We start from the raw sequence: 8,663 nt of genomic DNA on the forward strand, positions 1-8,663 counted from the left end.
TCTACACCCGAATTGTCAATGCTGCTGGCTGAATGCTGATGCTGATCTCGTTCAGGTTGGCACTAAACACTTCGCCATCGACATGAACGGGTACGCCCCGCTCGCTATAGAGCTTAAAGGTGCGGGTTTTGAGCATTGTCACACTTGGTAAATTGCCATGGCTGCCTTGACGCACCCGAGTTGAATCGCGCACCATCGACCAGCGCGATTGCTCGCCAGTTAGGCACACATCGAGCAAGCCATCATCAATTTTGGCCGCAGGTGTGACCCAAAAGCCACCGCCATGATAGCCACCATTGCCAACCGTCGCCATGTTGATCCGTTGTTGCAGAGTTAAATCGTCGGTTTCAATCAGCAGATCGCGGGCTTCGTAGCGCAAAATCGATTTAAGCACCGCAATGATATAGACCAAGCCACCTTTGATCCGTTTGAGTTTTTGGGCCTCAATTGCCACATTCGCATCCAAGCCAATACCCACGCCATTGATAAACCAATGCTGATTAATCATGCCCAGATCGATCTGGCGTAGTTGATTATTGGCAATCGAACGAATTGCCTCAACAATGCTATTGCTTGGTAATTTGAGCATTTTGACAAAATCGTTGCCCGTGCCAAGCGGCACAAAGCTGAGCGGCAGTTGCGAGCCAGCCATGCCATTCACAATTTCGTTGATCGTGCCATCGCCGCCAGCAGCAATGATGCCATCCCACCTGCCTTCGGCAACGCACTGTTGGGCTAAACTCGTGGCATGACCAACGTGAGTGGTCTTAAATAAACTTGCTTCAAGCCCAAAATGGCGCAACATTGCCATAATGTGAGGCGCTTGCTGAGCTGCTCGTTGGCGATTGGAATGGGGATTCAAAATGACTGCTAGCCGCAGTTTTGACATAATGATGCTCCTCGTCATGTGGGTGCTAGCAGCATTATAGCAGGGGTGTTTTGAAAAGGGGCTAATTGTTAGCGATGCAGGATGAGATTTAACCACGAAGAACACGAAGAACGCGAAAACTAAGTTTCGTGACCTTCGCGTTCTTCGCGGTTGAAACTATGTTCTATGTTCTTTGCTCTATGCTCTCGCTACGCAAATGCGCGCACAACTTCGGGCATTTCGAGCACCGTCGATTCAAACCAGTTGAGTTGTTCGCGTAGCGCCACGACTTCGCCTACAATCAAAATTGCTGGTGCGCTAATGCCAGCGGCTTTAACTGCGGCCTCAATCTGATCAAGCGGCGCGACCACGGTTTTTTGCTGCTCAGTCGTACCCCAACGAATTACTGCGGTTGGGGTATCGGCTGGCCGCCCATTGGCAATCAAGCTGGCAACTGTGTGGGTAATCCGCGAGATCCCCATCAAAAAGACCAAGGTATCAACGCCTTGGGCCAAAGCCTGCCAATTGATGCGGCTGGTTGGCTTGGTGGGATCTTCGTGGCCAGTTACAAATACCACCGATGAAGCAACGTCGCGATGGGTGACTGGAATGCCAGCATAGGCAGGGGCGGCAATCGCTGAAGAAATGCCTGGCACAACTTCCCATGCAATTCCGGCGGCGCTGAGCGCTGCTGCTTCCTCACCGCCCCGCCCAAACACGAATGGATCGCCGCCTTTGAGCCGCACGACTAATTTGCCGCGTTGGGCATGCTCAATCAAGGTTGCGTTAATCCAATCTTGGCTGGCAGAATGTTGGCCGCCGCGCTTGCCAGCCGGAATTAATTCGGCATCGCTGCGAGCTTCGGCCAATAATTCGGGCAAAACTAGGGCATCGAATACGATCACATCGGCACTTTGCAAACGGCGTAAGCCTTTGACCGTGATTAAATCGGCGGAGCCTGGGCCAGCTCCAACTAATGAAACAAAGCCTTCGCGTGTCATAGATCCTCCGTTGGCAAGTGATTGGGTCTCGTGGTTGGCTCTTCAGCTAATGCAGCGAGCAATTGATCAAAATAGCGCTCGCGTTCGGCGCTGCTGAGGCTGGCAAGTTGGCTGCGTTGGCTTGCGACAACATCGGCCAGCGTGGCATAGCGTTGATCAAAATAGCTGCTCAGCTGTTGGCGTAGATAGCGGCTCAAGGCTGGGCTAGCCCCGCTGCTACTGACGCTAAACAACAATGAGCCTTGGCGATGGCTTGCGGTTGTGATGAAATTACCCTCTTCAGCAGCATCGGCGATATTGAGGAGGATTGGGTGGTTGTGGCATTCTTGGGCGATTTGCTGGTTGATTGAGCGCTGATTGGTTGCGGCAACAACCAAAAACGCCTGATCACAATCACCAGTTTGGTATTCACGGGCAAGGTGCTGAATTTGGCCGTTGGCTTGCCAGTGCTGAAGTTGGGTTGTGAGGTCGGGGCTGATAACGATTGGCGTTGCGCCGCCTGCAATTAAGCCTGCAACTTTGCGCTCAGCTACCGTGCCACCGCCAACCACAACACAGCGTTGTTGGGCTAAATTGGTCAACACTATTGGATACATAACGATCAGCCTTGAGCCGCTGAAGCAACAGCAGCGCCAAACAGCGGTGGTTGGGCAAAAGCAACATTGCAGATCATGTGGGCAAGCCTAGTATAAACAACATTGCGCTTTTGCGAAGCCATAAAGCAACTATTTTCTATTGAATTTGCGCCATGATGAGCGGCCCTCACCCCGAGCCATCACTTGCAAGGTTGTTAACCAGCATAAGGGCAATTGATGGCTGAACCGCATCCATTGATAAACCGATCAATCTTCATCTTTTATCCCTCATCCTTCATCCTGCGGTTTTCCACCCTTCCGTCTCGCCAGCGGGAGACACAGGGGGCTTTAATCCCCCTGTACCCCCTCAAGGACATTTTGCGGTACGCAAGCGTTGCTGATGAACTTGCGGATTGGTAGTGCGCCTCGCCCCGCCCCCTCTGCTCTATGTTCTATGTTCTATGTTCTCTATTTCATCCCTCATCCCTCATCCCTCATCCTGCATCCTGCATCCTAGCGGCTTTTATTCCACGAGCCTTCTTCAGTCCAAACGCCTTCTTCAGTTTCTGGCTGGCCAAAGCCGAGATAGTCGCGCAATTGCTCGTCGCTTTGGCGCTTGGCCCAATGCCGAAACTGGTCTTCGGGGCTGGTGCGTTGGGCTTGGTAGGTCGTTACCAAGTTGCCCAAACGCTCGGCTAGCTCCGACCAAGGTACTTTGGTTGCGACGCGGCGGGCAATTGTTGCATCGTCGCCCAAGGCGCCACCAAGCAAAATATCGGCTGCTGGTAACTTGTTTTTGCTGCCATCTGGGTTGCGAATAACGCCGCCCTGCAAGCCAATATCGGCGATGCTATGTTGGCTGCACGAGTGTGGGCAGGCTGAAAGATGGATGCGCAACGGCACATCAAGCTCAACTCTGCTATCCAAAGCTCCGGCCAATTGCCATGCAGCTTCTTTGGTTTCGATCGTGGCAAAGTTGCAGTAGGGCAAACCAGTACAAGCCACCACCGTGCGTTGAATCCGCGGCCCATTTGGCTGTAATTCTTGCAATAACGGCTCGGCCAGCAAGGCCTCCAAGCGAGCTTCGGGAATGTAGGGCAGTAGCAAGTTTTGGCTGTGGGTCAGGCGAATTTCGCTTTGGCCATATTCGCGTGATAAACGGGCAGCCTCGCGAATTTGGGCTGGCGTAATGCGGCCAGTTGGCACAAGCAAGCCAACCCAATACAGATTTGGCTGTTTTTGGCGAAACACGCCAACCACATCGCCGCTATAGACTGCTGGCGGCACATCGGTTGCCGCTCGTTCCAAGGTATGGCCAAGATAGCGCTCGACCTCTTCGCGGAAGCGTTCTGCGCCCCAATCGGCAATCAGATATTTGAGCCGTGCATGGTTGCGCTTTTCGCGGTAGCCAAAATCACGATAAACCAAGGTTACTGCACGCGCTACTTCAACCACCAATTCAGGATCGGCAGGCACAAAAACATCAATATTCTGCGCCAGATACGGCTCGTGCGAAAGCCCGCCACCAACCCAAACGTTATAGCCCAGCACACTTTCGCCATCAATTTCTTTGCGGCCTGGGGTAAAGGCCAAGTCGTTGATTGGAGCTTGGGTTGCGTCGAGGCCGCCGCCAGCGACCGAAATTTTATATTTGCGCGGCAAGTTGGAGTAATCGCTGTTATAAGCAAAATGCTCGTCGAGTGCCTTGAAAAATGGCCGTGGATCGAGCCATTCATCCGCGGCAATGCCTGCAACTGGGCTACTCACGACGTTGCGTGGCACATCGCCACAAGCCTCAATTGACGAAAGGCCAACGCTTTCCAAGGTCTGAAACACGGTTGGAATATCGCGCAGGGCAATCGTATGCAATTGGAAGGTTTGGCGGGTGGTGATTTCGACCCGCCCTGGAGCGACAGTTTCAGCCAAGTGTACGATTGCATCAGCCTGATCGGCAGTCATAATGCCGCCTGGCAAGCGCACTCGCAACATAAAAAAGCCATCTTTGGGCTTATCGTGATACAAACCATACCATTTGAAACGGTTCATATCGCTTTCGGTTACGTTATTAATATCGCCGCTTTGGGCGTAGCGATAAATATCGTCGAGCACCGCCAAGCCATCTTTTTCGAGTTTTTGTAGTTCTACAGGGTTAAGTTTTTGGGTTGTAGCAGTCATGCGACCTCCTCAACGGCGGCAACCGTCAGTAGATAGCCAAGTTCTTCAAGTTTGTTGATAATGCGAGCAACACTGGCATCGAGCGCTTCGGCATGGCTTGGAATCACCACCTCAGGGTTGGTTGGTGGTTCGTATGGGTCGGAAACTCCAGTGAAATGGGGAATTTCGCCAGCCAAGGCTTTGGCATACAAGCCCTTAACATCGCGGTCGATGCACACTTCCAAGGGACAATCGATATAGACTTCGACAAAACGGGCGGTGCTGGCGCGAATTTCCTCGCGAGTTTGGCGATAGGGCGAGATAGCGGCGGCAATTGCCACTCCGCCATGGCGCGCAACTAAATCACAAACCCAGCCAATCCGGCGTACATTAGTATCGCGATCTTCTTTGGAGAAGCCCAAGCCTTTGCTCAAATGGGTGCGCACTACATCGCCGTCAAGCACTTCAACTCGTTGATCGCGTTCGCGTAGCACTTCAGCCAATGCCGCAGCTATCGTCGATTTGCCTGCGCCTGATAATCCGGTAAACCAAATAATATAACCTTGGCTCATACACAAATTCCTTGTTGTGAGAGCACAGAACTGTCTATTTTATGTTCTATGCTCTATGTTCTATGTTCTCTAGCTCAAGCAGCGATCAGTTCTTCGATAACTTCGCGGCGGCTGAACTCTGGTGGTGGCAATTCGCCGCGTGACAAGAGCGCGCGCACGGCAGTGCCACTCAAAATAACGTGGTGTTCGTGGGAGTGAGGGCAGGTTTTGGCCGAGGCCATCGCGCCACAGCGTTGGCAGTAGAAGGTATGTTCAAAGAACAATGGCGTAATGCCCAAGGCAGCAGGATCAAACTCGCTGAAAATCGCTTGCGCATCGTAGGTGCCGTAATAATTGCCAACCCCAGCGTGATCGCGGCCAACGATAAAGTGGGTGCAGCCATAGTTTTTGCGATTCAAGGCGTGGAAAATCGCTTCGCGTGGGCCTGCATAGCGCATTGGCGCAGGGAAAACGCCAAGCAACACTCGATTAGCGGGATAATATTCCCGCAGCAAGCGCTCGTAGGAACGCACGCGAGCTGGAGCAGGAACATCATCGCTCTTGGTAGTGCCAACCAAGGGGTGCAATAACAAGCCATCAACAACTTCTAAGGCACATTTTTGAATATATTCGTGGGCACGATGCACAGGATTGCGGGTTTGGAAACCAACAACCGTGCGCCAGCCAGCGTCGCTAATCGATTGACGAACTTCTTGGGGTGTGCGTGGCAAGTGTGGAAACGCGCCTTGTTCAACCTGCAACAACCAAATCGAGCCGCCAACTCGCCAGCGGGGTGCCGCATACAAGCGCGCAACGCCTGGGTGTGTGCCTTCGGTTGTGCGATACACATGTTGGGCTTCGTATTCAACATCGACGGGGAAAATATCTTCAACTTCGAGCACTGCCAAAATTGTGCCTTGCTCGTCGGTTAAGGCCACTGGCTGATCAAGCACCAAATCGTAGGCTTGGTCTTCGCTGATTGGCAAGGTGATGGGAATCGACCAAGGTAAGCCATTTTTGAGGTGCATAGTTTCAACGACCGTCTTATAGTCGTGGCGATTCAAGAAACCAGTTAAGGGGCTGTACGAGCCAATCCCAAGCATTAAGAGATCAGCGCGATGTGGTTCGTCGAGCACAATCTGCGGCAACTCTTGGGCCGATTGCAACAAGTTTTCGCGCAGCAAACCAGTAGGAATCCGATTGACCAACGTGCCGCCGTGAGGCAAAATTAATGATGAAACAGCCATTGAAGCACACCCTCGAACATAGAATAATAGCTACCATAAAGTAGTGACTTTATGATAATCAGCATTGATTACACATAACATAACGAAAGCTTGAAACTTAGATATGGAGTCCACACTCGGTTTTATTAAAGCCAGCCCAGCGTCCGCTGCGTGGGTCACCGTTCACAGGGTGGCTTGTACAAGTATGACATCCGAGGCTGGTATAACCTTGGTCAAGCAATGGATTATATGGCACACCATTGGCATGAATGTAACGCCAGATATCGCGTTCAGTCCACAAGGCTAGGGGGCAAATTTTAACCAATTGATGTTTGTCGTTCCAAGAAACCACCGGCGTATTGGCGCGAGTGCTGCTTTGGTCGCGGCGCAGCGCGGTGAGCCACGCGTCGTATGGCGCAAGCACATTTTTGAGTGGCTCGACCTTCCGCAGCTTGCAGCACAAATCGGGATTCGTGCCCCAAAGCTCTGGGCCGTGGGTTGCAGCTTGTTCGGCCACGGTTTGGGTTGGGCGCGAATATTGCACCGTAATTCCGTAGTGCTTTTCGATTTGCTCAACCAAGGCATAGGTTTCGCTGAAGAGCAAGCCAGTATCAAGCACCAACACTGGCAGATTTGGCTCGATTTTGAGCGCCATATCGAGCAACACCATGCCAGAAGAGCCACCAAACGAGCACGTCAGGGCGAGGTTTGGAAAATAGTGATCGATCGCCCACCGCACAATTGCTTGTGGAGTTTGGCTAGTTAATTGTGTATCGAGGGCTGTTAGCGCCTCGCGGCTTGGCAGAGTTGCGTGCATGACCATAAAAAAACCTCATCTGTATATTGGGCAGATGAGGAGCAGGGATCGTGGCATTGCTGTCACACACTACTGCTCATCTGTCAGACATCACTGTCGGAATTAGCACCTTATACTTAACTGATCAGGTTAAGGATGGTTGCTGGAGCTTCGTCGGGCCGATCCCTCCGCTCCTCTGGATGAGTGCAACGGGTATAGATTGTTAAGCTGCGAGGAATATAACATACTTGATAAACAAAGTCAAGAATTATTCTAGTGTATTTTCGTCAAGAATTGGAGTATACTTAATAACGGACGATTTAGGCCTTTCTAGTGGGAAATTTTATTCTGTCTAGCTCTCTAGCTAGGAGCTGTGATAGCAAAGGATAGTTAACTAAATGACTCAACAATATGCCCAAGCAACGCTTGGTAATGGTTGTTTTTGGTGTACTGAGGCCGTATTTGATGACCTTCAAGGAATTATTAGTGTTGAATCGGGGTATGCTGGTGGCCATGTTGCTAACCCAACCTATGAAGAGGTTTGTGGTAAAAAAACGGGCCATGCAGAAGTTGTGCGCTTAACCTATGATCCAAGCGTGCTCAATTTTAGCCAAATCTTGGATGTCTTTTTTGCCACCCATAACCCAACAACATTGAACCGCCAAGGTAATGATGTAGGGCCACAGTATCGCTCAGTCATTTTTTATCACGATGGTGAGCAAAAGGTGCTGGCAGAACAAGCGATTGCCAATTTGAACGCGAGTGGTCAATGGCCCGACCCGATTGTGACCGAAGTTACGCCAATTAATAATTACTATGAGGCCGAGGATTATCACCAAGAATATTTTGCTCATCACCCATTCCAGCCCTATTGTATGGCGGTGGTGTCACCCAAAGTCCAAAAATTTCGCAAAGAATTTAGCAAGCAACGCAAATCATAAAGGAACTCAGAACAGAGAGCAGAGAACATAGCTGGATTGGTTCATTGCGTTGGCAACCAGTGTATTGCCGCAATCCACCCCCATCGAGGGTTGGTTTTCGCTGTCCACCACGCATCCGCAGGTTCATCAATGGATGGCGTTTGGTCGCGTCGTGCCCTTGAGGGGGTGCAGGGGGATTAAAGCCCCCTGCGTTTCCCGCTGGCGGGACGGAAGGGTGGAAAAGAACGATGGTGGTTAACGTGATGAACCATTACACATAGAACATACAACATATGAGGGATCGGGGGGCAGGGGCGAGGGGCCAGCGTATAGGCAAAAAACCTATAGCCCCTCGCCCCGATCCCTTCGCGGTCTTCGTGCCCTTCGCGGTTCCGTCCGTTCATGCGCGCGTGGATCAGGAATGTGGCATTTGACAACGCCGCCAATCTGCGGTAGAATCCCCGGGCTGTCAACGAAGCGTCTGGTTCGCCAGACAGGACACTCACAACTGAGAAAATCGCCCGCAGCGCTCGATTTGACAAGGATTGGCGGCTGTGGTAGAATCCTCAGGC

At 51.7% G+C, this 8,663-nt stretch carries 8 protein-coding genes and 1 riboswitch; of the genes, 1 reads left to right on the top strand and 7 read right to left on the bottom strand.

The features are described from left to right. Position 1: 1 nt before the first annotated feature. The 7 genes from SE18_RS07630 to SE18_RS07660 all read right to left on the bottom strand — a co-directional run bounded on the left by SE18_RS07630 (position 2) and on the right by SE18_RS07660 (position 7,198). Positions 2-889, bottom strand: a complete 888-nt coding sequence (locus tag SE18_RS07630; RefSeq protein WP_054533839.1) for a diacylglycerol/lipid kinase family protein — start codon at positions 887-889, stop codon at positions 2-4. 188 nt (positions 890-1,077) lie between these two features. Beyond that, on the bottom strand, positions 1,078-1,869 hold the full coding sequence (cobA, locus tag SE18_RS07635; protein ID WP_054533840.1) for a uroporphyrinogen-III C-methyltransferase: 792 nt from the start codon (positions 1,867-1,869) through the stop codon (positions 1,078-1,080). Next, positions 1,866-2,465: a precorrin-2 dehydrogenase/sirohydrochlorin ferrochelatase family protein gene (locus tag SE18_RS07640; protein ID WP_054533841.1), complete on the bottom strand. Its 600-nt coding sequence runs from the start codon at positions 2,463-2,465 to the stop codon at positions 1,866-1,868. The genes cobA and SE18_RS07640 overlap by 4 nt, the downstream gene beginning before the upstream one ends. Positions 2,466-2,957: 492 nt before the next feature. Continuing rightward, complete coding sequence (locus SE18_RS07645) at positions 2,958-4,619, bottom strand: nitrite/sulfite reductase (protein WP_054533842.1); 1,662 nt, start codon at positions 4,617-4,619, stop codon at positions 2,958-2,960. Beyond that, positions 4,616-5,170 (bottom strand): adenylyl-sulfate kinase, encoded by a 555-nt coding sequence (gene cysC / locus SE18_RS07650; protein ID WP_054533843.1) that lies wholly within the window; start codon positions 5,168-5,170, stop codon positions 4,616-4,618. Before cysC ends, SE18_RS07645 begins: the two co-directional genes overlap by 4 nt. Before the next feature lie 74 nt (positions 5,171-5,244). Continuing rightward, a complete protein-coding gene (sat, locus tag SE18_RS07655; RefSeq protein ID WP_054533844.1) occupies positions 5,245-6,396 on the bottom strand; it encodes a sulfate adenylyltransferase in 1,152 nt (383 codons plus the stop codon). 97 nt (positions 6,397-6,493) lie between these two features. Next, on the bottom strand, positions 6,494-7,198 hold the full coding sequence (locus tag SE18_RS07660) for a phosphoadenylyl-sulfate reductase (protein WP_083469775.1): 705 nt from the start codon (positions 7,196-7,198) through the stop codon (positions 6,494-6,496). Between the two features lie 67 nt (positions 7,199-7,265). Next, a riboswitch (SAM riboswitch) is annotated at positions 7,266-7,378 on the bottom strand. Between the two features lie 191 nt (positions 7,379-7,569). Here SE18_RS07660 and msrA point away from each other — a divergent pair. Then, positions 7,570-8,112 carry a peptide-methionine (S)-S-oxide reductase MsrA gene (msrA, locus tag SE18_RS07665; protein ID WP_054533845.1) on the top strand — a complete coding sequence of 181 codons (543 nt, stop codon included), beginning with the start codon at positions 7,570-7,572 and terminating at the stop codon, positions 8,110-8,112. Positions 8,113-8,663: the final 551 nt, after the last annotated feature.

Source organism: Herpetosiphon geysericola (assembly GCF_001306135.1).
In the GTDB taxonomy this organism is placed as follows: Bacteria; Chloroflexota; Chloroflexia; order Chloroflexales; family Herpetosiphonaceae; genus Herpetosiphon; species Herpetosiphon geysericola.

Excerpts from the sequence above, each read along its gene's own strand:
- SE18_RS07630 (WP_054533839.1), bottom strand. The coding sequence starts at position 889 with ATGTCAAAACTGCGGCTAGCAGTCATTTTGAATCCCCATTCCAATCGC.
- cobA (WP_054533840.1), bottom strand. The coding sequence starts at position 1,869 with ATGACACGCGAAGGCTTTGTTTCATTAGTTGGAGCTGGCCCAGGCTCC.
- SE18_RS07640 (WP_054533841.1), bottom strand. The coding sequence starts at position 2,465 with ATGTATCCAATAGTGTTGACCAATTTAGCCCAACAACGCTGTGTTGTG.
- SE18_RS07645 (WP_054533842.1), bottom strand. The coding sequence starts at position 4,619 with ATGACTGCTACAACCCAAAAACTTAACCCTGTAGAACTACAAAAACTC.
- cysC (WP_054533843.1), bottom strand. The coding sequence starts at position 5,170 with ATGAGCCAAGGTTATATTATTTGGTTTACCGGATTATCAGGCGCAGGC.
- sat (WP_054533844.1), bottom strand. The coding sequence starts at position 6,396 with ATGGCTGTTTCATCATTAATTTTGCCTCACGGCGGCACGTTGGTCAAT.
- SE18_RS07660 (WP_083469775.1), bottom strand. The coding sequence starts at position 7,198 with ATGGTCATGCACGCAACTCTGCCAAGCCGCGAGGCGCTAACAGCCCTC.
- msrA (WP_054533845.1), top strand. The coding sequence starts at position 7,570 with ATGACTCAACAATATGCCCAAGCAACGCTTGGTAATGGTTGTTTTTGG.